This is a genomic window from Homoserinimonas sedimenticola (assembly GCF_026094475.1).
Classification (GTDB): domain Bacteria; phylum Actinomycetota; class Actinomycetes; order Actinomycetales; family Microbacteriaceae; genus Homoserinimonas; species Homoserinimonas sedimenticola.
In genome coordinates, this window is record NZ_JAPELL010000001.1 from 1,313,324 (window position 1) to 1,336,848 (window position 23,525).

Consider the following 23,525-nt stretch of genomic DNA (forward strand, 5'->3'; position numbering starts at 1 on the left):
GCCTAAGTGGGGCCGGTGTACGGTTGCCGGCCCTCCGGATCCGAAAGGGCACTCTCTCGAATGAGCTACGTGAAGTCAGCAGCACTGGACGAGAAGGGTTTCGTGATCCTCGACCGCTACGAGCAGTCGAAGGACCCCAAGGAGTGGCTTGACCTCGAATACGTGGACTGGAGGTCGTCGGGCGAGACCCGCTTCGCGCCCCTCGCGAGCGCCAATGGGGAGATCGAGGTCAACGGCTTCTGGAACCATGAGCCACCCCGCACGGACAAGGACGGCGTGTGGATCCCGTCGCAGGTCGAGAAGGCCCCCACTCTGACCCGTCGCGCGCAGGAGCCCGGGGCGAACGTCGGGCGATGCCGCGTCATCGAGTTGAAACCGAACGACTATCCTGAGGCGCTCTACAACCTCCACCAGGATGACAACAACCGCCTCAACCCGGACGGTTCGGGCTGGATCGTGCGCGGCTTCTTCAACCTGAGCGACGACGCCGACTCCTTCATGGTGCTTCGCGAGGAACGCTTCGACCCCGATACTGAGATTCGCATACCTCTTCCTGCAGGCACGCAGCTGATCGTCGACACGCAGCGTTTCTGGCATGCCGTCTGGCATCCAGGCCCGGAGAACCGCTACTGCCTCATCACCTCGTGGGAGTCGGGGCCCCAGCTTGACGCCTACATCGAGAGATGGAACGGCACAAGCGAACACGAGAGCACGCCCCTCGAGGAGTCGTTCATGGACAACGCCCAGAACGAGGTTCAGCGCCGACTGGCCGAGCGGGCAGCCGCCCTCGCCTCGCGCGGCCGCGACGACGACGGCCCGGCGATGTCAGAGGTGTAGCCCCCGCTCCACAGATGCGAAACGCCCCCGGGCCAGACGGCTCGGGGGCGCTGTGGTTTAACGATCGGATGTCACTCCGCGAGCGCATTCTCGGTAGGCGCATCGCCCGCAGCTGTCACGTCGGCGGGCGTGTGCTCGGCGATGAGCCGCTCGGCCATGAGCTTCGCACGCGCCCCTGCGCCCACGTCGCCCATCGAGGCCGTGATGATGCATCCCTTCATGAGGATCTGCAGGGAGTGGGCGACGTCGTCGAGATCGGTGAGCCCGGCCCGCTCGGCGATATCCCGAATCATCGCCCGCACGTTGTTGAGGTGGTTGATGCTCGCCTTGCCGAGGGGATGCTCCGGCCCCATCTCGAGCAGCACCTTGACGAAGGAGTCTCCCTCGAAGTGCTCGCTTTCGAACCACTCATCGAAGATGTCGAAGATTGCGAGGAGTTGGTCTTTGGGGGCCGCACCGCGTTTGACCGCCTCGGCGACGAGGAGCTCTGAGGTCCACACCTCTTCACGCCGGTTGAGGAACGCTTCGGCGAGCTGATCCTTCGAGCTGAAGTGCCGGTAGAACGTGGCAATTGCGACTTTCGAGCGGCTGATGATCTCGTCAACACTCACATCTCGGATGCCGCGTCGTGAAAAGAGGTCATAGGCCGCCTCAAGGATGCGCTCTCGCGCGCCCTGCTTCGGTGACTCACTCATGACGGGGACCATCATAGCCAGATAAGAACGCTCTCTCTACTCATATACAGGGATTTACGCCCCCCGGATGGGTCACAGAACCTCCGTTCTCATGAAAGGGAGCGTTCTACCTCAACTCGCACTTGACAGAACGCTCCCTCTCCCCCCTAAATAGTCGTAGAGCGAACGTTCTCATGAGAAGGAGCGTTCTCTTTACATGCATCGACAGAGAGGGACATCGTGAACAACACTGCGACTGTGGCAGCACCATCGATCCCGCGCGCCGAAGCAGCATCCCGGCCCGCGTCAGACCCCGCCCGGGTCTCCGACGACGCCGTACGTGACTATCTGCAGGGGATCTCCGCCATCCCGCTGCTGCTCCCGGAAGAGGAGCCCGAACTCGCCCGCACCATCGAGGCGGGCGTCCTGGCCCGCGAGCAGCTCGACTCCGGTGTCGACGACGCGAAGCTCGCCCGCGAGTACAAGCAGCTCGTGCAGGACGGCGAGGCGGCCTACCGCCGCTTCGTGCGGGCGAACCTTCGCCTTGTCGTCAGCGTCGCCAAGAACTACCTGGGCCACGGCGTTCCCTTCATGGACCTCATCCAGGAGGGCAACATCGGACTCGACCGTGCCGTCAAGAAGTTCGATTACGCGAAGGGCTACAAGTTCTCCACCTACGCGACCTGGTGGATCCGCCAGTCCATAAGCCGCTGCATCGCGGACTCCTCGCGCCTCATCCGCATCCCCGTGCACGCCGCAGAGAAGGTTGTCACGGTGCGCAAGCTCTATCGTGAACTCGAGGCCGAGACTGGCCGGCGCCCCAGCGTCGAGGAGCTCGCGGCCCAGACTGGCTTCGCCCCGGAGAAGGTCCAGATCTATCTGGAGGTCGACCGCGACCCCGTGAGCATCCACACGCCCGTCGGCGACGAGCAGGACACCGTGCTCGGCGACCTCATCGAGGATGAGCAGCACGCCCCCGTCGTGGACATCGTGAGCGCGGGCATCCGTCACGACCTTCTGCACAAGTGCATCGCCACTCTCCCCGACCGCGACGCCAAGGTGCTCAAGATGCGCTTCGGCATCGACGGCGACGGCCCCATGACCTTCGACCAGGTCGGCGAGGTCTTCGGCATCTCTCGCGAGCGCGTGCGCCAGATCGAGCAGCGCGCACTCCGCGCACTGCGTGCGCGCGAGTTCCGAGGTGCACTCGCGGACGCATAGACCCCCCGCGCAGCGCCGGCATTCACACCGGGCTGCACCGGCCGGGCGTTGTTCGGGTCAGCGCCCCGCCGGACGAAGCCCCGGAACCCCAAGGGTTCCGGGGCTTCTCTCTGTGTGAAGCACGCTCAGACGCCCTCGCCACCCATTGCCCGCGACCGTCACCCCTGGCCCTGGACAGGAGGACGGCGCAGGGCGGGGTGCCGCGGATCGGACGGGCCACAGGCCGTCAGGAGCTGAGTCGCTGCCAGGCCAGGTCGGCGAGTGTCGCCGCCTGCAGCGCGAGCACCGAGTCGTCGAAGACGGCACGGTCGGAGTGCATCGCGGGGGCATCCGCGTCAGCGACATCCGCCGGCCGTGCACCGAGGAACAGGAGGGTTCCTGGCACCTCATCGAGCACGTACGCGAAATCCTCCGAAGCCATCGACGGGGCCTCGAGGCGGATGACGCGGCTCTCGCCGTGCAGCGCCTCAAGCCGCGCGAGCACTGCCGCGGTCTCCTGCGGGTCGTTGTAGGTAACGGGGTAGGAGGGGATGAATTCGCTCTCGACGCGGCAGCGATGGGCCTCGCCGAGCGCGATGGCGAGGGCCGGGATCTGCTCCCGCACGAGCGCGAGGGTCTCGCGCGAGAGAGTGCGGATGTTGAGGTCGATCTCGACCGAAGTCGCAAGCACATTCGGCGCATTGGAGTCAGTCGCGAGCCTCGTGACGGAGACGACGGCGGGGTCGGTCGCGGGCACACGGCGCGTGACGAACGACTGCAGCGCGAGCACGATCTCCGCCGCGACGGGCACGGGGTCGATCGAGTGCTGCGGGAACGCGGCATGGCCGCCCGTCCCCGAGACGCGCAGGCGCAGGCCGTTCGCGCTCGCCATCATCGAGCCCGATCGGGTGACGAAGGTTCCCGCGGGGGTCACGGAGTCCACGTGGATCGCGTATGCCGCGACAGGGCGTTCGCCCGTGGCATCCAACACCCCCTCCTCGATCATGAGGCGACCGCCCGCGTGCCCCTCCTCGCCTGGCTGGAACATGAGGATGACGCTGCCCGCAAGTTCGTCGCGGCGAGCGGCCAGGAGCCGTGTCGCACCGACGAGTCCGGCGACGTGCATGTCGTGACCGCAGGCGTGCATCGTGCCGGTCTGCGCGGCATAGGGCAGCCCTGTTGCCTCGGTGACGGGCAGTCCATCCATGTCGGCGCGGAGCAGCACTGTCGGGCCCGGTCGTGCACCGCGAAGCACCGCCGTGACGGAGGAGAGGGAGCCGCCCGTCGTGATCTCGAGGTCGAGACCCGCAAGGGCATCGACGATGGTGGCCTGCGTGCGGGGAAGATCGAGGCCCAGCTCGGGGTGTGCGTGGAGCGCGCGGCGGAGTGCGACGAGGTCGTCGAGGATCGCGGCGGCATCGGCGTGGAACGGCATGGTGATGATGGTCTCCTTGAGCGCTGTTTCGACACGGCCCTGGCGGGCCTACCCGGCGGACACGGCCCTGGCGGGCCTACGACCGGCCCTCACTCCTCGAATGTCATGCGGCGGCCGAGCACAGGAACGGCCTCGAGTAGTTCGCGCGTGTAGGGGTCTGCGGGGGCGGCAAGCAGCCCTTCCGTCTCACCCATCTCGACGACGCGGCCGTGCCGCATGACACACACTTCGTCGCTGATGTAGCGCACGACCGCGAGGTTGTGCGAGATGAAGAGGATCGAGAGGCCGAGCTGCGCCTGGAGTTCGCGCAGCAGGTTGAGCACGGCGCCCTGCACGGAAACATCGAGCGCGGAAGTGACCTCATCCGCGATCAGCACGGTCGGCTCCCCCGCGAGGGCTCGGGCGATCGTGATCCGCTGGCGCTGGCCGCCCGAGAACGCTCCGGGGAGCTCTCCCGCCCGCTCCGGATCGATGTGCACCTGGGCGAGGAGGGCCCGCACGCGTTCGACCTTCTCCTGGCGGCTCCAGCGGCGGCCGGTCGCCCGGGTCGCCTCCGCGATCGAGGCGCCAATCGTCATGCGTGGGTCGAGCGCGGAGAAGGGGTCTTGGAAGACGAGCTGCACCTTGCGCTGTGCCCGCACGGCCGCGCGCCCGCGGGCGAGCACAGTCTCTCCCCCGACCCGGATGTCTCCCCCGGCCGGTCGCACGAGCCCCACGACGGCATTCGCTACCGAGGTCTTGCCCGAACCGGATTCACCGACCAGGCCGAGGGTGCGACCCTGCGGCACGGCGAGACTCACATCCGAGACGACCGTGTCCCTTCCGTAGCGGACGACGAGCCCGTCGACCTCGAGTGCGTTCACTGGACGACCTCCTCGGGGAGCGTGATGTTCGTCGTGCCGATCGTCGGCAGGGGCACCGAGCGGTCGGACGTCATGTCGGGCAGACACGCGATCAGCGCTCGGGTGTACGGATGCGTCGCCTCCTCCCTTATGCGCTCGGCGCTGACGACCTCGACCACCTCGCCGCCGTTCATGACGACGACACGGTCGCAGATCGCGGAGACGAGGGCGATATCGTGCGAGATGAAGACGATCGCCGCGCCCGTCGCGCGCTGCGCCTCCTTGAGCACCGAGATCACCTGCCGCTGCACCGTGACGTCGAGCGCCGTCGTCGGCTCGTCTGCGATGAGGAGGCGCGGCCTCGCGGTGAGCCCCATGGCGATCATGGCCCGCTGCCGCATGCCCCCGGAGAACTCGTGCGGGTACTGGCGTAGGCGCCGACCCGGTTCGGGAATGTGCACGGAGGCGAGGGCGGCGGATGCCCGCTCGCGCGAGTCCCGCGAGTTCATGCCGAGGTGCACCTCGGGCACCTCGGTGAGCTGGCGGCCCACCGTGAGGGCGGGGTTCAGGGAGGTCAGCGGGTCCTGGAAGACCATGGCGAGTTCGACGCCGAGACGAGATTGCTCCTCACGGCTGAGCGTGCTGCTCATGTCGATGCCGTCGAAGTGGTGGCGGGTCACCTGCACCTCCGCGGGCGATTCGAGGAGGCCCGCGAGGGCCATCGCCGTCAGCGACTTGCCGGAGCCCGACTCCCCCACGATCCCGACCACCTCACCGGGGGCGATCGTGAGGTCCACCCCGTGAACGCGCTCCACCGTGCCGCCCTCGCCGTCGGGGAAGGCGACGCGGAGACCCCGCACCTCTGCAATGGTGTCGCTCGAGGCATCCGTCTGCTGCAGGGGCACGGCGGGCCCCCTGTCGACCGCGCGGCGCCGACCCGTGACGGATGCGGCGGCAAGAGCCCTCGTCGCCCGCACACCCTCACCGCTGCCGATCGCCAGCGCCTCGCTCGCGAGCGTGAAGATGAGGCCCGCAATGACGATCGCGAGGCCGGGCCCGATCGCCGACATCGGGTTGACGTAGATGCGCAGGATGCCCTCCTGCAGCAGACGACCCCAGTCGTATTCGGGTGCCTGCACGCCGAGCCCGAGGAAGGAGAGCCCTGCGAAGGAGAGCAGCGTGACGCTCGCGGTCGCCGCCGTATTGACGAGAAGCGGGCCAGCGATGTTGGGCATCACATGGCGGGCGAGGATGCCGAAGGGGCCCACCCCGACGACCCGCGCCGCCCGCACGAAGTCGCGCCCCGAGACGGAGGAGGCGAGGTTGTAGACGAGGCGGGCGAGGCTCGGGACGCCCGCGAAGCCGATCGCCAGCATCGCGCCCATCGCGCTCGCTCCCCAGATGACGGAGAAGAAGAGCACGAGCAGCAGCCAGGGAAACGCGAGGAGGATGTCGATGAGGCCCGTGACAAGACGACGCGGATGCCGCGGCAGCACGGTCGCGATGAGCCCCAGTATGAGCCCGCCCACGACGGAGATCGCCGTCGCGCCGAGTGTGAGCATCATGGAGAGCTGGGTGGCGACCATGACGCGGGCGAAGACGTCGCGCCCGAGCTGGTCGGTGCCGAAGGGTGCGTCCCAGCTCGAGGGGGCGAGGCGGTCGGTGACGGAGGTCTGCCCCGCGGCATCCCCCCAGATGAAGGAGGCGAAGACGGAGATGAGCAGCAGGGCGATGGCGCCGAGAGTCGCCGCGATGCCCGCGGGACTCCGCAGCCGTGAGTGCTTTGTGGTGGCCATGTCGCTACCCCTCCGTGATCGATGAGCGGGGGTCGATGGTGATGAGGATGAGGTCGACGACAAGATTGACCCCGAGCACGATGAGCGCGTAGACGAGCACGACGCCCTGGACCATGGGGTAGTCCTTCGTGCTCACGGCGGCGACCATGGTCGTGCCGAGGCCGGGAATCGCGAACACCGTCTCGACGAGCACGGTCGCGGCCGTCAGCCCGCTCAGGATGAGCCCGCCGACCGTGAGGGTCGCGGTGACGATGTTGGGGAGGGCGTGCCTGAAGTAGACAAGCCGTGACGGAAGCCGCTTGGCGCGCGCGGTCGTCATGTAGGTCGTGCCGAGCACCGTGATCATCTCGACCTGCACGATGCGGGCGAGGTAGGCCATCGGGCCGAGAGCAAGGGCGAGCACGGGGAGGATTCCCGAGCGGATGGTGCCCCACCCGGCAGCCGGAAGGAGCCCCAGTTGCACGCTGAAGAGGGCGATGAAACCCACCGCGAGCAGGAATCCCGGAATCGCGATGAGCACGCCGAGCAGGGAGGAGAGCGCCGCATCGAGGCCGCGCCGGCGCCCGCCGCGCGAGGAGATCGCCATGCCCAGCCCGATGGGCAGCGCCCCCGCGATCGCGACCGCGAAGGCGGCCACCGCGAGCAGGAGCGTCGCGGGAAAGCGCTCCGCGATCGTCTGCGCCACCGGCCGGTGGGACTGGATCGAGGTGCCGAGATCACCCGTCAGCAGACCCCCCAGGTAGTCGACGAACTGCTGGAGGATCGGCTTGTCGAGCCCGAGGCTCGCCTGCGTCGCCGCCACGAGCTCGGGCGAGGCGCTCGGCCCGAGTGCGGCGCGGACGGGGTCGCCCGGCACCAGGTGGATGAGAAAGAAGGATGCCAGGACAACGACGCACACGGAGGCGGCCAGCCGTCCCAGACGCCGCAGGAGGAACGAGGTTCTAGGAGAGAGCCTCTCCCCCAGGGAGAAACGCCCCTCCGCTCGCGCGGACCGGGTGCGCCCTGTGTCGTGCGACACGCTGTCTGCTACGAGCGGAGGGGTAGACACGATTACCCGAGCATCCTGATCGAGGTGGGCGTGATGTAACCGGGCTGCTCGAAGACGGCCCCGTTCATGTACGTCGGGAGGATGTTGTCGGCGAGCGGCGCCACGTCGACGCGCTCGATGAGCTCCTTCTCCGCCTGCTGCCAGTAGTCGCAGGTCTCCTCAGGAGAGGCCGTCATGGCCTGCTGAGCAAGCGCCTCGTACTCCGGGTTCTCGACGAACATGAAATTGTAGCCGCCGTTGTCGGGGGTCTCCCCGCCGTAGAACATGTGCTGGATGAGCGGGCCGCCACTCGAGATCTGAATCCAGCCCGTGTCCCAGTCGAAGGTCGAGTAGAGCTGCTCCGACCACGCTGCGGCGTCGTTCGCCCGAAGCTCGGTCGTGATTCCGAGCTCGTTCCACATCTCCTGCACGAGTTCGGCGGCGGGAGCGTGCGTGGCCGTGCCCGCATCGTAGATGAAGACGATCTCGAGGGGCTCACCGTTCTTCTCGCGCAGCCCGTTCGAGCCGAGTTCCCAGCCGGCCTCGTCGAGGAGCTCACCTGCGCGCTCAACGTCGTACTCGGGCAGCTCGAGGGGCTCGTCTGTCACACACAGCAGTGGCGTCTTCGTGACGAGCGAGATCGGCTCCATGGGGGAACCATCCGCGATCACCTCAGCGGCGGCATTCTTGTCGATAGCCCGGACCAGAGCCTCACGCACCAGCGGGTCGGATGTCGGCCGGTCTTCCCGCTCGTTGAAGAGCATCTCGCCGACGGGGTTGCGGATGCCGACGTACTCCAGCCCAGCGCCGTCGAGACGGGCGCGATCGGCACCCAGCACGACGCCAGCATTGATGTCGCCAGACAGCAGCAGGTTGGCCGTCGTGCTCTCCTGCGGGATGATGCGGATCTCGATCGTGTCGGGCAGACCGACCGTCTCGCTCGTGACATCCTGCGGACCCCACGTGTAGTCGTCACGCTTCTGGAAGGTGTAGGTCGACTGCGCCTCGATCGACTCGAGCGCGAAGAGACCCGTGCCGTTGGTCGTGTCCTGCAAGCTCTCCGGGTCGTCGAGGCCAGCCTGGCACACCATCTCGATGAGGCCCATGTTCTCGAGGAGGAACGGGTCGTTCGCGGGAACCATCACCGTGACGTCGTTGCCCTCCGCGACCGCCGTGGTGCCCTCGGGAACGACCGAGCCGAAGTAGAAGCTCGCGTTCTCCGCATTGCCGTGGAAGTTGAAGTTCGCGGCGGCCACCTCGGCCGTGAAGTCACTGCCGTCGGAACAGGTGATGCCGTCGCGAAGAGTGAAGGTCACCTCCGTGCCCGTCGCGTCCCAGCTCTCGGCAAGCCACGGCACGATCTCGCCGTCGGGCGTCGCGTACACCATCGCCTCATACGCGTAGTTGATCATCTCCCGCTCGTCGGGGGCGACCGCCGACATGGGGATGAGCGAGCCGATCTCGCTTGCGGTGGCCTTGATGAAGGTGCCGCCGGAGACGTACTCGCCCGTCTCGCCGGCGTCACTCGAGCTCGCGCACGACGCCATCGTCATGGCGAGGACGACGGCACCGGCGACCGCCGGTACTGCTGTGCTGCGTTTCATGTCCTTACTCCTTATGTCGGGTGGTGCATGGGTTCACTGCGTGGTGCTGTGTGCCGTCACCGGCTGGTCGGCACTGAGCCTCGTGAGGGGCCCAGCAGCCTTGACCGAGACCTTCACCGTCGGGCGGGCGGTGTAGGAAACGGATGTCTCGAGCACGTCGACGACCGCAACGTGGAGGGGGTCGGCGCCCGCCTGGATGGCCTTCTCGATGGCCGCCTTGGACGCCGCTTCGATCGCGGCCTCGCGCTCCTCGAAGTCGCCGAGCTGGTCGGCCCGGCCGCTCGCGAGCGACATCGCCGCGCCGACCGCATTTGCGACATCACCATCGGAGGGGCGGATGACAGCGGATGCTCCCACCAGGCTGTCGGGCACGAGGAAGCCGCCGCCACCCACCACGACGAGCGGCAGGTCCGCGCGGCCCAGGGAGAGCCGCTCGACGGCATCCTCGAGGTCGCGGTGGGACTTCTCGAGTGCAGCCTGGAGGGCGGTCCGGGTTGCGGCGGGGACGGCCGGCATGCTGCGACCGCCGATCGCCGTGCCGGCGAGAGCCGCGGCATCCGTCAGCGTGGGGGTCGAGCCGCCAAAGAGGAGCGCCTCGTCCGCGATGCGGTAGCCGACCGAAAGGGGGCCCACCGAGCCGGTCGCCGGATCGACGATCGTGCCGCCACCGATGCCGAGGCTCAGGATGTCAGGCATGCGGAAGTTGGTGCGCACGCCACCGATCTCGCGGGGCAGCGTCGACTCGCGAGGGAAGCCGCCGACCAGCACGCCGAGATCACTCGTGGTGCCGCCGACATCGATCACGATCGCGTTGTCGACACCAGAGAGGTACGCGGCCCCTCGGATGGAGTTGGCAGGGCCCGAGCCGATCGTGAGCACGGGGTAGCGCGCCGCGAAGTCAAGCGTCATGAGGGTGCCATCGTTCTGAGCGAAGAACGTGACCGCGTCGAGGCCCTGCTCGGCGACGACCGTCTCGAGCGCGAGGGTGACATCCCGGGCGACGCCATACAGGGCGGCGTTGATGATCGTCGCGTTCTCACGCTCGACGAGGCCTATCGCGCCGATGTCCTGACTGAGTGAGATCGGGGTGCCGAGCCCGATGTGGTCCTGCACGAGGGAGGCGACCTCGAGCTCCTGCTCGGGGAACGAGGGGCTGAAGATACCGCACACCGCGACCGCGTCGAAGGCACCGTCGAGGCTGTCGATGAAGCGCAGCACGCCGTCGCGATCGAGCGGGGAGATGGGTGTGCCGTCGACCATGTGGCCGCCGCCCAGCATTGTCGAGCCAGCGAGCACACTGCTGCGGAGATCCCCCGGCCAATCCGTGACGGGAGGCAGCTCCGTGGCGGCGGGCGCCCCAAGGCGCACCATCGCGACGCGGCCGAGGCCCCGCCGGCTCACGATCGCGTTGGTCGCGTGGGTCGTGCCGAGCATGACGCGAGACACCCGGTCGCGGTCGGCACCGATCGCGTCGAGAACGGCAGCCACACCCGCACGGATTCCCCCCGTGACATCCGTCGTCGTCGGCTGCTTCGTGCGAGCGATCACAGTGCCCGCACCATCGATGACAACCGCATCCGTGTTGGTGCCGCCGACATCGACACCGATCGAGAGATCCCGTGCCTCGCTCATCGCGCCACCGCCTCTCCGCCGAAGGGCACATAGGGGAGGTCGTAGCCGAAGGCCTTCGGCCCCGCCAGTTCGAGACCGCGCTCCGTGCGCCACAGCGGATCGCAGGCCCAGGCGAGCACCGCGACACGCTGGCCGAAACGGAGCATCTCGGTGGAGATCGCGTGGCCCGTCTCCCCGTCGACGATCGTCACGAGGTCGGGCACGCTGACGATGACCTCGCCGTCCTCGATCACCACGAGGTTCTCGTTCTGCAGCTCGATGCGCTGCAGGCGGTCGCGGTCGCTGCCCGTGCCGGCGATCGTCACGGAGCCCCGCACGAAACCGCCATCCGTGTGACGGGCGACATCGATGACCTTGCCGTTGATGAGGACGGATGCCCCGAGCTCGTTCGCGACTCCGGCGACAGGCTCGGACGAGGAGAGAAGTGCGTGGCCCACCCGAATCGCCGTGCTGACGGTGCCCTCGATGACGGCACCCTTGGCCGTCTCGGCCGTAAGCAGGTAGTGCGCGCCGAGGCAGAGTCCACCGCTCGCGACCGTGATGGCGCGGGCGTGGCGCTCGAGCCACGAGAGGTCGATCGTCTTCAGCACGGCAAGGTTGCCGACGACATCGCTCATGATGGCGAACTCGCAGGGCACCCCCGCGACATTCATCGCGATCATGGTCGCCTCGGGGAAGGCGCGGCCCATGCCGTCGGCGTCGAGGATCGCGACACCGAGGCGGGCGGCCCAGCCGACGGGCCCCACACCGTTGCTGCCGCCGATCTCGGCGGCCATGAGCGCCGTGATCCTGCGCCCGGCGACACGCTCGGCCTCGTCGAGCAGCGCCTGCACCTGGTGCGTCGAGGGCAGCATCTCGATACCGACGGTCGGGGCGCCGATGCCCGACATGACGATGACGGCGTCGTCCGGGCCGAGGTCGTCCACGGCGAGGAGCGGCACGGGGCCGTGCTGCGTGATCGCCGTGGCGACGCCGCGCTCAGCCGTGTAGACGGCCCCTCCACCGCCCGTGCCGAAGATCGCCGCGCCGGCCGCAAGAGCGGGGACGTCGTCAACCGTGACGGAGGTGACGCGCGTCGGGGCTGGGGACGAGATCGGAGGTGCCTGTTGTGCCATGTTCCGACACTAGGGATCCCGGAATGCCCGAACAATGTGCCCCTACGCCAGTGTTTGGGTCAGTATTGTGCTGTGAGCACAATATCTTCGGCCGAGATCTTCACCCAGTCGACCCGCTTGGGCCTCAACCACATTGCGGGTCCGCTCGCGGGCACGCCCATCACCCGAGTCGACGTCGTCGAGCTCGACGCCCTCGATGCCCTCGCGGAAGGCACCCTCGCGGTCATCGCCGCCACGACGGATCCCGCCCCCTATCGCATCGACATCGCCATTCGACAGGCGAGCGCGCGAGGCCTCGGCGGGCTGCTCTTCACGACGGGCATCCGGCTCACCGAGACCGCCGTCGTGCTCGCCACGCGCGGCGGAATGCCCGTCTTCACCGCCCCCGGCGTCAAACCCTCCGAGCTTGCCGTGACGATCGACCGCATCCTCGTCGGCGGGGCCTCGGAGAGCATGACTCGCTCCGCCTACGCGATCGAACGGGCTACGGAAGCCGCCGCCGAGGCGGAGGAGGCGCCCATCGAGGCCATCCTCGCCGCCGCGGGCGACGCCCTCGGCCACCGGCTGACCGTTGACGAGAGCGCACCCGTCGCCTGGAGCGACAGCGACGCCGTGTGCGTGGGAGAGGTGCCCATCGGCCGCCTCGTCGCCGACGGAGACGACCCCGCCGTGGCGATCGCGCTGCCCGTCATCGCCTCGATCGTCTCCCGCTCCATCTACCGGCAGATGCGTGACCGCCAGGCACCCCGGCAGTCCCGCGCCGACCTCATCGTCGAACTCGTGCTCGCCGAATCCTCCCGCGTTGAGGGCTTCACCGGCCAGGCGGCCGCGCTCGGCCTGCCGCTCCAGCTCTCCCACGTCGTGGGCTGGATCAAGCCCACCCACCGTGCCGACTCCACCCGCCGCCCGCCGCACAGCGTCGAACCCGCACTCGAACTCTTCGCGCTGGAGCTCGTCGATCATCGCGACGAGATGTGGCACGTGGCCTTCATCCGCGACGACATCCTCATCGTCTCGACCGAGGAGCATGGGGCGGGGCACCACCAGCGACGGCTGCGCGAGGTCGCGACCGAGATCCGCGATCACGCCCGCACCCTCGCCGGTGAGTCCTGGGAGTACACGCTGGGCCTCGGCACTCCCCAGTCGGGCGCCTCCGGGCTGCGGCAGTCCGCCGCCGAAGCGCGCGTCGCCGCGGAGTCAGCGATTGCGGCAGGGCGCGCCGGTGCTGTCGAGGTGACGGATGTCACGGGCCTCCGCCGCGTGCTGCTCGACTTCTACGCCTCCCCCATCAGCCGCAACCTGCTCGACGACGTGCTGCATCCGCTCGACGCCCTCGGCCGGGAACGCTCCACAACGGCCGTGCGCACCCTGCTCGCCTACCTCAGCCACCGCAACTCCCTCGCCCAGGCCGGGCGGGAGCTCACACTGCATCCGAATGCGGTCGCGTATCGGCTCAAGCGCATCCGCGAGGCGCTGCAGGTCGACCTCGACGACCCCGACACCCGCTTCGCGGTGGAGCTGGCCTGCCGCGTGCGACTACTCGGGGCAAGCCGGTCCTCCGCGCCGGACTAGGCGACGCCACTGGGGCAACACCACACTCCCGGCCCGCACCCGTGTGGCCCCTCGCCTGCCGCCGGGGCGGCGAGAGCGTCAGACTGGACGGACAGCTGATCTGAGGAGACCCATGCCGCACGCGCGCCGCGACAACGTCGAGATCTACTACGAGACGATGGGTGAGGCATCCGGCGTGCCACTCGTGCTCCTGGAGGGCACCGGCGCGCAACTGATCGGCTGGCGGGAGGAGTTCTGCCGGATGCTCGTGGCGCAGGGCTTCCACGTCATCCGCATGGACAACCGTGACGTTGGCCTGTCGCAGAAATTCGGCGGCCCGGAGGACATCGACGGCGGCTACGAGCTGAGCGACATGGCCGAAGACGTGACCCGGGTGCTCGACGACCTCGGGCTGGCGAGCGCCCACATCGCCGGCCGCTCGATGGGCGGGATGATGGCGCAGATGCTCGCGATCGAACACCCGGAGCGCGTGCGGAGCCTGGCGCTGCTGTACTCGACCCCCGGCAAGGACCGGCGGTGGGTGCTGCACGGCGAGCTCCCCGCACTGCAGGCCGTGCAACCGCGCATCAGCCGTGAGGAGGCGATCGAATTCGCCGCGCTCATCGAGCGGCCCACCGCCCCGGGGCCCTACGCGTGGGACGAGGCGTGGACGCGCGAGGCCGCCGCGACCGCGTACGACCGCTGTTACGCGCCCGACGGAGTGCCCCGCCAATGGGCTGCGCTCATGCGCGCGCCAGAACGCCTCGAGCGGCTGCGCGCCGTCACGGCGCCGACCGTGCTGCTCCACGGGCGGGAAGACCCCGTGCTGAGCTGGCGCGCCTCCGCCGACATGGCTGAGGTCATCGTCGGCGCCGAGCTGCACGTCTACCCGGGCATGGGGCACGGCCTGCCGCGCGAGCTATGGCCTGAGATGGTGCAGGCGATCACGCGCACGGCGCTACGGGGCGAGAAGCCGCTCGTTTAGAGGGTGCTCCACGTGAAGCGGCCGGCGAGGAGGGTCGCCGCCACGGGCATCCGCCGCAGCTCGTCGCGTGACGCCGAGAGCGGGTCGCGCTCGACGACCACAAGGTCCGCCGCCTCGCCCGCCGCGATGCCCGTGCGCCCACGGCTGCTCGAGGAGAGCGCAACGTCGAGGGGAAGGCACTGCTCCGGATGCCACGGCTCCCGCTCGTCGCGGCTGCGGGCGGTCGCCGACGCGATGGCGTGCCACGGGTCGAGCGGGGCGACGGGTGCATCCGAACCGAGCCGGAGTTCCGCTCCCGCGGCGTGCAGTGAGCCGAAGGCGAAGGCTCTCCCCGTGCGGCCGGCCCAGTGATGGTCGGCCACGTCGCGGTCGTCCATCGCATGCTCGGGCTGCACGCTCGCGATCATGCCGAGTCGGGCGAAGCGCGCGAAGTCCTCCTCGTCGACGAGCTGGGCGTGTTCGATGACGCCGCGCATCCCGAGCTCCTCGAAGGTGTCGAGCACCTCGGAGTTCGCGCGATCCCCGATCGCATGGATCGCCGCGGCGAGGTTGTTGTCACGGGCGCGCTGCAGCAGCCGCCGCAGCTCCGACATCGGCACGCTCGCGACTCCGCAGGCGTGCGGCGAGGTGGGGTCGAGCCCCGGGTACGGGTCCCAGCACAGCGCGGTCCGCGTGTTGAGCGAGCCGTCGACGACGACCTTGAGGGGGCCCATCGTGACGAGCCCGGAGGGGTCGATCGCCTGCCCCGAGCGCAGCCCGGCGGCGATCGCCGCCTCGAGGCGATCCGGCCAGACGGAGGTCTCTACCCGGATGCTTCGGATGCCCGCCTCGGTGCGTTCCGTCCACTCGGCGGCGTTGTCGGTGTTCTCAAATTCGACGACGCCCACGACCCCGCGCCGCGCGGCAGCCTCAGCCGCTGCGCGGTAGTCGCCGAGGGCCGGAGCGCTCTGCTCCTGAAAGCCCGCAAGGGCGCCGATCCATTCGGTTTCGCTCAGGATGCCCGACTCGGGCAGCTCAAGACCCGCGAGCTGTGCCGTGCGCGAGTTGAGCCAACCGCAGTGCAGGTCGCCGCTGATGAGCACGACGGGCACGTCGGGCGCGATCTCGTCGAGGGCGGCGAGAGTGGGAGCATCCGGCCACAGGCCATCACGGAAGCCGTAGCCCGTGAGCAGGCCGCCACGGGCGGGGTCGTAGTCGGCGAGCGCCGCCCGCACGCGGTCGAGCACGTCGGCGGCGCTGCGTGTGGTGGAGAGGTCGAAGCGCTGGCGCTGGATGACCCACTGGGTGAAGTGCACGTGGTGATCCCAGAGGCCGGGGCCGAGGTAGCGGCCGTCGAGGTCGATGCGTTCCGCCCCGGTGGCGTCGACCGTGCCTGCGGGGCCGACGGCGGCGATGGTGCCGCCCTGCAGAAGCACGTCGATCGCGTCTCCGCCCCCGTAGCGGCGGGCGCCGGCGAGCAGCAGGGCGCTCATCGGGCGGCCTCCGCGAGTCGGGCGTGGACGTCGGCCATGCGCCTCGCGAGCTGCGGGTTGCGATAGGGGCCTTCCGAGCTGAGCCGGTCGATGACGTTCTCGACGACGTCGCGGGGCTTGTCCTGGCTCATCTTCTCCTTGGCCTCGATGCGGGTGACCTCAAGCCGGAAGCCGACCGTGCCCCCGACGATGCGCTGCGCGTAGTCGGCGTTCTCCAGGGTGCGGTTCATGAGGAACGGCTCCGGCAGCACACGCTCGAAGTGGTCGACGAGCTTCTCCAGCACCCCGAGGTTCTCCTCGTCGCTGAGCAACTGGGGGCGCCCGTGTAGGTGCGCCGTGACGAAGTTCCAGGTGGGCACGGCGGGCGAGGTCTCATACCACCCGGGTGAGATGTAGCCGTGAGGGCCCTGCACGATCGCGAGCAGCTCGTGCTGGCCGAGCTCGTGCTCGCGCTCATCCGGCCGCCCGACGTGGCTGAGCAGCACAAGGCCCTCCGCCTCCTCGTCGAGGATGACGGGGTAGTGGGATGCCACGAGCCCGCGCCCCGGCACGGAGCTGACGAAGGTCACCCACGGGTGGTCGCGAATCAAGGTCTTGATCCGCTCGATGTCGTCGAGTTGGTAGTCCGGGTTGGGTCTCATGCGGTGCTCCAGCTGATCTCGGCGGTGGCGAGCACGACATCATCGTCGTCGAGGGCGGTGATGCTCGTGACATCCGCCGCCGCCGTTCCCGCGATGCGCACGCGGCGGTCGACGAGGGTCGGGGCGACGGCCCGCACCGAGAGCGATGTGGGGCGGGCGTCGGGGCGGTGGCGGCGGGCGGAATCCATGAGCAGGATGCGCGTGAGCGGGCCGTGCACAAGCAGGTCGGGCAGGCCCTCCTGCTGCTGGGCCCACGCGCGGTCGTAGTGCACGAGGTGCGTGTTGAAGGTCAGCGCCGAGAAGCGGAAGAGCTGACGGATGTCGAGCCTCACCTCATCGATCCAGTCGGCGTTGCTCGCGGCATCCGTGTCACGCTTCGGTTCTCGCGCGGGCACGGACGGGTCTGCCTGCTCGAGAAAGACGTCGTGCCAGGTGCTGCGGATGGCGCACCCGCCGTCGACCGAGTATTCGCGCACGATGTCGACGAACATCAGCCGGCCACCGCGGCCGTTCTTCTCCGTGACCTCGCCGAGGCGGGTCTCCTGAGTCACGGTGTCGCCGAGGCGCAGCTCGCTCAGGAACTCGGTGTCCTCCCCCGCATACATGCGGCGCGGCAGGTCGATCTCGGGGATCACGCCGTCGCGCGCGGGCGTCCCGTCGGCGCGTAGATCGGCGAGGGGCACGGCGAAGGGAAAGTACACGCCCTCCCAGGCCGGCGGCAGCAGGTCGCCGAGAGCTAGCTGCTCGTCGGGAGCGAAGGTGCCCGCGTAGGCGGCTGCCGTCTCGACCCCGATGACCGACTCGCGCTTCACGGGATGACCCCGGCCTCGCGCAGCTCCGTGATGCGCTCGGTGTCGTATCCCGCGAGGGCCGTGAGCACCTGGTCGGCGTGCTCGGCAAAGCGGTTCGCTGGCCTGGCCGGGGTCGCAGGGGTCTTGCTGAGCTTGATGGGCTGGCCGAACATTCGGAGCGTGCCGAGGGTGCCGTAGTCGGCCTCGACGATCATGTCGCGCTCGGCCGTGCCGGGGTCGTCGACCACCTCGCCGATGTCCCGCACCGCCGTCAACGGGATGACGTCTCCCGCGAGCTCCTCAAGCTCGGACTTGGTGCGGCTCGCGAGCCAGCCGATCACGATGGGCTTGACCTTGCGCTCGTAGACCTCGGGCTCAAAGCGCTTGCGCATCGTGTCGATCTCGGGGTCGTCGGCGACCTCGGGGGTGCCGAAGAGCTCGCAGCTCGCGCGCCACAGCTTGTCGGTGTAGGCGCCGAAGAAGACCTGACCGTCAGCGCAGGGGAATAGCTCGTAGGGGCGCACCCACGCGTGCGCGTTGCCCGCGGGGCTCGCGACCTTCTGTTCGACCGTGTAGTCGACGACCGCCGTCTCGGTGAGGGCGAGGATGCTGTCGACCTGGGCCACATCAACCAGCTGGCCGACGCCCGTCTTCTCCGCGTGCCGCAGGGCGGCGAGCGTGCCGATGACCCCGAAGAGCGTGGCCGAGAGATCACCGATCGTCACGCCGACGCGCACGGGCTCCTGGCCGGGATAGCCGTTCATCGACCAGAGGCCACCCGCCGCCTGAGCTGTGTTGTCGAAGGCGGGACGGCGGCTGCGCGACCCCGTCTGGCCGTAGCCGGAGATGGCCGTGTAGACGAGACGCGGGTTGATCTCCGCGAGCACCTCATAGCCCACGCCGAGCTTCTCCATCGTGCCGGGGCGGAAGTTCTCCACGAGGATGTCGGCCGTGCGCACGAGATCCTTGAGCACCTCGGTGCCGCCGGGGGCCGCGAGGTCGAGGGCCATGCCGAGCTTTCCGCGGTTGTACTGCGCGTAGTAGGCGCTGAACTCCTCGTCACCGTCACGCAGGTAGGGCGGGAAGCCGCGCGAGACATCCGGGTCTTTCGGGTTCTCGACCTTGATGACGGTCGCCCCCAGGTCGGCGAGCATCTGGGCGGCATACGGCCCGGCCAGCACGCGGGAGAGATCAAGCACAACGACGCCCTCGAGCGAGCCGGCGCCGGCGAGAAGGGAATTGACAGTGCTCATGTGGGCGGTGCCTCCAGGGGGGATTGATCGGATGCTGCGTCGGCGGCCGCGAGCGCTCTGCTGACGCGCGACGGTGCCTCGATTCCGCGCTGCTGCGAGAACCAGCGCGTCGTGCGGGCGAGGGCGCCCAGGTCGAGACCCGTCTCGATGCCGAGACCGTCAAGCATCCACACGAGGTCCTCGGTGGCGAGGTTACCGGTCGCACCACGGGCGTAGGGGCAGCGGCCGAGGCCGCCGATCGATGCGTCGAACTCGCGCACGCCCACGCGCAGGGCCGCCAGCACGTTGGCGAGGGCCTGCCCATAGGTGTCGTGCAGGTGCAGCGCGAGGGCCGCCCGCGGCACCCCGGCGACCGCGACCCGATCGAGCACGGCCTCGACCTGGCCGGGGGTCGCGACGCCGATCGTGTCGCCCAGGGCGACGGTCGAGCATCCGGCACCGTGCAGGGCGGCAGCGCTCTCCGCGACGACGCCGCCATCAACGGCGCCCTCCCACGGGTCGCCGAACGACATCGAGACGTAGCCGCGCACGCGGAGACCGGATGCCACGGCCTCCGCCGTGAGGGAGGCGCCCCGGTCGAGTGCGGCCTGCCGCGAGGCGTTGAGATTGGCGTGGGCGAAGGCCTCGGTCGCGCTGACCACAACGGAGACCTCGCTGAGGCCCGCCTCGCGCGCCCGGTCGAGCCCTCGGCTGTTGGTGACAAGCGCCACCGCCCTCGCGCCCGGCGGCGGTTCGATCGCAGCGACCACGTCAGCGGCGTCCTCGAGCTGGGGAATCCAGGAGGGCGGCACAAAGCTGGTCACCTCGAGATCGCGTACCCCCGCAGAGTAGAGTCGGCGGCACAGCTCCGCCTTGAGCGGCGTCGGGATGAGGTCGGGCTCCGCCTGAAGACCGTCGCGCGGCCCCACCTCGTAGACGACCACGCTCGTCGGAAGACCCTCACTGGGCACCGTCAACGGGCGTGGTCGCCACTCGGCCGCGGTGTCGGTACCCCCTGCACCCGCCGCGGTCATTCGCTCACCGCCCCTTCACGGAGCTCGGCGAGCACCTCCTTGGCACGCTCCACCCGGATGTTGCGCTCGGCGACGATGCGCTCGGCGACCTGAGCGACCTCCTCGACGGAGGCACCGGCGCTCGCGGCGACAGTGCGGGCGTGCAGACTCATGTGGCCGCGCTGGATACCCTCGGCGGCGAGGGCGCGGCAGGCGGCAAGATTCTGGGCAAGGCCGACGGAGGCGATGACGGCGGCGAGCTCCCGCGCTGTCTCAACCCCTAGCAGGCGCACGGAGGCCTGGGCCCCCGGATGCGCACGAGTCGCCCCGCCCACGAGTCCGACGGCGAGGGGAACCTCGATCGTGCCCACCAGGTTGCCCGCGGCATCCTTCTCGAATCTCGTGAGGGCCGTGTAGCCGCCCTCTCTCGCGGCGTGGGAGTGGCAGCCGGACTCGACCGCGCGAGTGTCATTGCCGGTCGCGAGCACGACCGCCGTGATGCCGTTCATGATGCCCTTGTTGTGGGTCGCGGCCCGGTAGGGGTCCGCCTCGGCGAAGGCACTCGCGGCGACGATGTCGTCGACGACCTGCGCGCCGCCCAGCAGCTCCTGGTCGAACACGGCGCGGGCGCGGGTGAGGCGCAGGTCGGCCTTGTTGCTGAGGATGCGCAGGAGAGTCCGCCCCCCGGCGATCTCGGCGACACGGGGCGCGATCGCCTCCGCCATCGTGTTGACGGCATTGGCGCCCATCGCGTCACGCACGTCCACGTGCAGGTGCAGCACGACGTGCGTGCCGACGCGAGTGTCGATCGAGCGCACCGAGATCTCCCGGGCTCCGCCGCCGAACGTCACGAGCACGGGGTCCTGAGCGTTGGCGAGTTCGAGCAGCTCGTCGCGGGCCTCGAGCAGACGCAGCCGCGCGGAGGCCGGGTCGATGCAGTCGAGCACCTGCACCTGGGCGATCATGATGTCGCCCGAGTGGGAGGTGTGGAAGCCGCCGTGCTCGCGGGCCATACGGGCGGCGTTTGACGCGGCGGCGACGACGCTCGGCTCCTCCGTCGCCATGGGCACGAGCCGGTCGACGCCGTCGATCGTGAAATTGGTGGCGACTCCGACCGGAACGCCGATCATGCCGACAACGTTCTCGATCATGTGGTCAGCCTGGGCGAGGGTGAGACCCCCGTCGGGCTGCAGTACGGAGAGGGCGGATGTCTCGATGCCGGCGGCCTCCGCGACGAGACCGAGCCGGGCCTCCGGCGAGTGGTCGCGCAACCCGGAGATGCGGCTGTGCGGGGCGGTGCGCTCGTCAATCGACACTGATCCTCCTTCGTGCGCGCCGCCGGTGCCTGGGCGCTGCGCCCGCCAGCCTAGGATCACGGGCCGCCGGAAGATATGGTTCAGACCACACCGAACGGCCCGGGCAGTGTGCTTTTCACACAGGGTCGGTGAATCGCTCCCGCAGCTCGTCGAGGCGCACCGCGAGAGAGAGCCGAAAGTAGCGTTCGTCATCGCGCCAGCCCTCGCCCAGCACGCGGTCGAGCCGCTCGAGCCGCTGCAGGATCGTGTTCGGGTGAAAGGTGAGCGCCCGCGCCGTCTTGGTGGGGCTCGCACCACTGCGCACGAACGCGCGCAGGGTCGCGAGGAGCTCCGTGCCCCGCTCGGCGTCGTGCCTGCGCACCGCGCCGATCGTCGTATCGAGAAACACACCCAGCGCCCGCTGGTCCCCATCAAAAACGGCGGCATAGGGCAGGAACGCGTCGCTCGAGACCACAGCCTCCTCCACCCCGAGTGCCGACAGCAGGCGGGCCGTGCGCCGCGCCGTGTCGAAACGGGTCGCCAGCGACACGCCCTCGCCCGCGACGGCGACGACGGGTCCCCGCACGACGGCGGATGCCTCGCGAGCGAGAGCCGCGGCATCCGCCCCGCTCCTCGTGGGGTCCGTAAGCACGGCAACGTAGCCATCGACCGTGCCAACGAGCGCACCCGCGAGCACGCGCGCCAAGGACCGGGCGACATCGAGGCGGCGCTCGCCCGGCACCGCGAGCAGCACAAGCGAGTCGACCACGGCAAGGTCGACACCGAAGCGCCGGGCCCGCGCCGCGACATCGCGCCCCCGCTCGGGCCCTGCCGTGAGGATGTCCGCCACAAGATCGCCCTGCTGCTGGTGGGCTGCCTCCGTCGCAGCCTCATGCGAGAGGGCCAGCAGCGCACCGACCTGGGCGGCGCGCTCGAGCGTGCGCACGTCGAGGCTGCCGAGCTCGAAGGCTCCCGCGCCCGCCACGATTGCGCCGAAGAGACGGTCCCCTGCCGCGAGCGCCGCAACGTGCACGCGTTCGTCGCCGTGGTCGAGAGGGACGACATGGCCGCTGCGGCGGCTCTCCTGCACGGCAGAGGCCACTTCACCCGCCATCCAGGCGTTGAGCAGAGGTGCGGTATCGCGAGCCGAGGCTCTCACCTCACCCTCCTCGTCGACGATCAGCACGGGGCGGTCGAGCGTGGCCGCGAGGGTCTCCGCGACGGGCGGGAACCCGCCCCCGCCGAGCACCGCGCCGACAAGTTCCTGGTGCACCGTATTGGCCCGGTCCCGCTCCGCCAGATGAGCCGTGAGCTGCTCCAGCGCCTCGCGGGCCTCCTCCTCCGAGCGCCGAAGGTCTCGCATCGTGTCAGCCGTCTGCAGCACGACCGAGGCATGGTCGGCGAGCGCCGAGAGCAGCGCGATCTGCTCGGGAGTGAAAGTGCGCTCCTGCCGCATCGCCACAAAGAGCACGCCCAGCACGGTGGTCTCCGTGCGCAGGGGCACGCCCAGCATCGACACGATCCCCTCCGCGGCGACGGCCGCGTCGATGGGGGCGGCGTGGTGGCCGGCCTCGATGTCGTCGTAGCGACTCACGGCATGCGGCATCCGCGTCTCGACGATCGTGCTCACGAGGCCGCGCCCCGGCGGCACGACAAGGCTGCGGAACTCGGCCGAGACGGCCCCGAGCGTCGTCCGCACGCGTAGCTCGCGCGTCGCGGGGTCGAACTCGGAGAGGTAGGTGACGTCGGCGCCGAGCATCTCGTGGGCGCGCTCGACGAGGCGGGTCATGACGCCGTCGGTGTCGCGAAGCCCCACGAGCTCACGCGCACTCGAGAAGAGCGCGGAGAGCTCGTGCTCGCGACGACGCAGACCATCGAGCTCACGCCGCGCCGACTCCACGGCGGGCAGGATGCGCGCACGCTCACCCTCGGGCACGAGGGCGCCGAGCGCAGCGGCCGCCTCATCGGGCGAGCCCCCCGACGTCACGGCGTCGAGCAGGGTGAGGATGGCGTCGGAGAGCGCGGGCATGTGCCCATCATTCATCAAGCAGCGCGCTCGGGGTGGTGTGAGCACGTGCCTGGCCTGTATCGCGCCCCGGGTGCGAGGCCCGCCGACATACGAGGCCCGTCGACATACGAGGCCCGTCGACGTGCACCGCTGTCGTTTCGGAGGAGATTTTGCGCGACACGCCGCTCGGCGAGAGCGCCCGGCGGCGCGTTGCGCAAAATCTCCTCCGAAACGGATCCGTCGGCGCCGCGGCGCGCTCGGCCCGCCGAGCGCGCCCGGGGCAGGCGCTCGGGGCAAGGCGCCCGGGGCAGGGCGCCCGGGGCAGGGCGCCCGGGGCAGAGGCGCTCGGCGAGCACGCAGCCAAAGGCAGTGAGC

The 23,525-nt window shown here is 69.6% G+C and carries 19 protein-coding genes; 4 read left to right on the forward strand and 15 right to left on the reverse strand.

Going from position 1 to position 23,525, the window contains the following annotated elements; genetic code table 11:
- Positions 1 to 60 precede the first annotated feature (60 nt).
- Positions 61 to 837: a hypothetical protein gene (locus tag OH146_RS06135; RefSeq protein ID WP_265158521.1), complete on the forward strand. Its 777-nt coding sequence runs from the start codon at positions 61 to 63 to the stop codon at positions 835 to 837.
- Between the two features lie 71 nt (positions 838 to 908).
- Here OH146_RS06135 and OH146_RS06140 read toward each other — a convergent pair whose 3' ends face one another.
- Positions 909 to 1,532: a TetR/AcrR family transcriptional regulator gene (locus OH146_RS06140; protein WP_265158523.1), complete on the reverse strand. Its 624-nt coding sequence runs from the start codon at positions 1,530 to 1,532 to the stop codon at positions 909 to 911.
- A 237-nt stretch (positions 1,533 to 1,769) separates the two neighbouring features.
- Between OH146_RS06140 and OH146_RS06145 the strand changes: the two genes are divergently transcribed.
- Positions 1,770 to 2,732 (forward strand): sigma-70 family RNA polymerase sigma factor, encoded by a 963-nt coding sequence (locus OH146_RS06145; protein ID WP_265158525.1) that lies wholly within the window; start codon positions 1,770 to 1,772, stop codon positions 2,730 to 2,732.
- Positions 2,733 to 2,958: 226 nt separating this feature from the next.
- Here OH146_RS06145 and OH146_RS06150 read toward each other — a convergent pair whose 3' ends face one another.
- The 7 genes from OH146_RS06150 to OH146_RS06180 form a co-directional block, all read right to left on the reverse strand.
- Positions 2,959 to 4,146 carry a M20 metallopeptidase family protein gene (locus tag OH146_RS06150; RefSeq protein WP_265158527.1) on the reverse strand — a complete coding sequence of 396 codons (1,188 nt, stop codon included), beginning with the start codon at positions 4,144 to 4,146 and terminating at the stop codon, positions 2,959 to 2,961.
- Between the two features lie 89 nt (positions 4,147 to 4,235).
- Positions 4,236 to 5,009 (reverse strand): ABC transporter ATP-binding protein, encoded by a 774-nt coding sequence (locus OH146_RS06155; RefSeq protein ID WP_265158529.1) that lies wholly within the window; start codon positions 5,007 to 5,009, stop codon positions 4,236 to 4,238.
- The gene (locus OH146_RS06160; RefSeq protein WP_265158530.1) at positions 5,006 to 6,784 is read right to left on the reverse strand and encodes a dipeptide/oligopeptide/nickel ABC transporter permease/ATP-binding protein; all 1,779 of its coding nucleotides are present in this window, start codon (positions 6,782 to 6,784) and stop codon (positions 5,006 to 5,008) included. Before OH146_RS06160 ends, OH146_RS06155 begins: the two co-directional genes overlap by 4 nt.
- Positions 6,785 to 6,788: 4 nt before the next feature.
- On the reverse strand, positions 6,789 to 7,802 hold the full coding sequence (locus OH146_RS06165) for an ABC transporter permease (protein WP_265158532.1): 1,014 nt from the start codon (positions 7,800 to 7,802) through the stop codon (positions 6,789 to 6,791).
- A gap of 32 nt (positions 7,803 to 7,834) precedes the next feature.
- Complete coding sequence (locus tag OH146_RS06170; protein ID WP_265158534.1) at positions 7,835 to 9,415, reverse strand: ABC transporter substrate-binding protein; 1,581 nt, start codon at positions 9,413 to 9,415, stop codon at positions 7,835 to 7,837.
- Between the two features lie 33 nt (positions 9,416 to 9,448).
- The gene (locus OH146_RS06175; RefSeq protein ID WP_265158536.1) at positions 9,449 to 11,047 is read right to left on the reverse strand and encodes a hydantoinase/oxoprolinase family protein; all 1,599 of its coding nucleotides are present in this window, start codon (positions 11,045 to 11,047) and stop codon (positions 9,449 to 9,451) included.
- The gene (locus OH146_RS06180) at positions 11,044 to 12,162 is read right to left on the reverse strand and encodes an S-methyl thiohydantoin desulfurase family protein (protein ID WP_265158538.1); all 1,119 of its coding nucleotides are present in this window, start codon (positions 12,160 to 12,162) and stop codon (positions 11,044 to 11,046) included. Before OH146_RS06180 ends, OH146_RS06175 begins: the two co-directional genes overlap by 4 nt.
- Before the next feature lie 72 nt (positions 12,163 to 12,234).
- Here OH146_RS06180 and OH146_RS13910 point away from each other — a divergent pair, with 72 nt between their 5' ends.
- On the forward strand, positions 12,235 to 13,734 hold the full coding sequence (locus OH146_RS13910; RefSeq protein ID WP_265158540.1) for a PucR family transcriptional regulator: 1,500 nt from the start codon (positions 12,235 to 12,237) through the stop codon (positions 13,732 to 13,734).
- 112 nt (positions 13,735 to 13,846) lie between these two features.
- Positions 13,847 to 14,698 (forward strand): alpha/beta fold hydrolase, encoded by an 852-nt coding sequence (locus OH146_RS06190; RefSeq protein ID WP_265158542.1) that lies wholly within the window; start codon positions 13,847 to 13,849, stop codon positions 14,696 to 14,698.
- Here OH146_RS06190 and OH146_RS06195 read toward each other — a convergent pair.
- The 7 genes from OH146_RS06195 to OH146_RS06225 all read right to left on the reverse strand — a co-directional run bounded on the left by OH146_RS06195 (position 14,695) and on the right by OH146_RS06225 (position 23,171).
- Positions 14,695 to 16,170, reverse strand: coding sequence for an amidohydrolase (locus OH146_RS06195; protein WP_265158544.1), 1,476 nt, complete (start codon positions 16,168 to 16,170; stop codon positions 14,695 to 14,697). The genes OH146_RS06190 and OH146_RS06195 overlap by 4 nt on opposite strands.
- Positions 16,167 to 16,811, reverse strand: coding sequence for an FMN-binding negative transcriptional regulator (locus tag OH146_RS06200; RefSeq protein ID WP_265158546.1), 645 nt, complete (start codon positions 16,809 to 16,811; stop codon positions 16,167 to 16,169). The genes OH146_RS06195 and OH146_RS06200 overlap by 4 nt, the downstream gene beginning before the upstream one ends.
- A complete protein-coding gene (locus OH146_RS06205) occupies positions 16,808 to 17,623 on the reverse strand; it encodes an FAS1-like dehydratase domain-containing protein (RefSeq protein ID WP_265158548.1) in 816 nt (271 codons plus the stop codon). Before OH146_RS06205 ends, OH146_RS06200 begins: the two co-directional genes overlap by 4 nt.
- Positions 17,620 to 18,855: a CaiB/BaiF CoA transferase family protein gene (locus tag OH146_RS06210; protein WP_265158550.1), complete on the reverse strand. Its 1,236-nt coding sequence runs from the start codon at positions 18,853 to 18,855 to the stop codon at positions 17,620 to 17,622. Before OH146_RS06210 ends, OH146_RS06205 begins: the two co-directional genes overlap by 4 nt.
- Positions 18,852 to 19,868 carry a hydroxymethylglutaryl-CoA lyase gene (locus OH146_RS06215; protein WP_265158552.1) on the reverse strand — a complete coding sequence of 339 codons (1,017 nt, stop codon included), beginning with the start codon at positions 19,866 to 19,868 and terminating at the stop codon, positions 18,852 to 18,854. The genes OH146_RS06210 and OH146_RS06215 overlap by 4 nt, the downstream gene beginning before the upstream one ends.
- A complete protein-coding gene (locus OH146_RS06220; protein WP_265158554.1) occupies positions 19,865 to 21,163 on the reverse strand; it encodes a hydroxymethylglutaryl-CoA reductase, degradative in 1,299 nt (432 codons plus the stop codon). Before OH146_RS06220 ends, OH146_RS06215 begins: the two co-directional genes overlap by 4 nt.
- A 115-nt stretch (positions 21,164 to 21,278) precedes the next feature.
- Positions 21,279 to 23,171 carry a helix-turn-helix domain-containing protein gene (locus OH146_RS06225; protein ID WP_265158556.1) on the reverse strand — a complete coding sequence of 631 codons (1,893 nt, stop codon included), beginning with the start codon at positions 23,169 to 23,171 and terminating at the stop codon, positions 21,279 to 21,281.
- Positions 23,172 to 23,525: the final 354 nt, after the last annotated feature.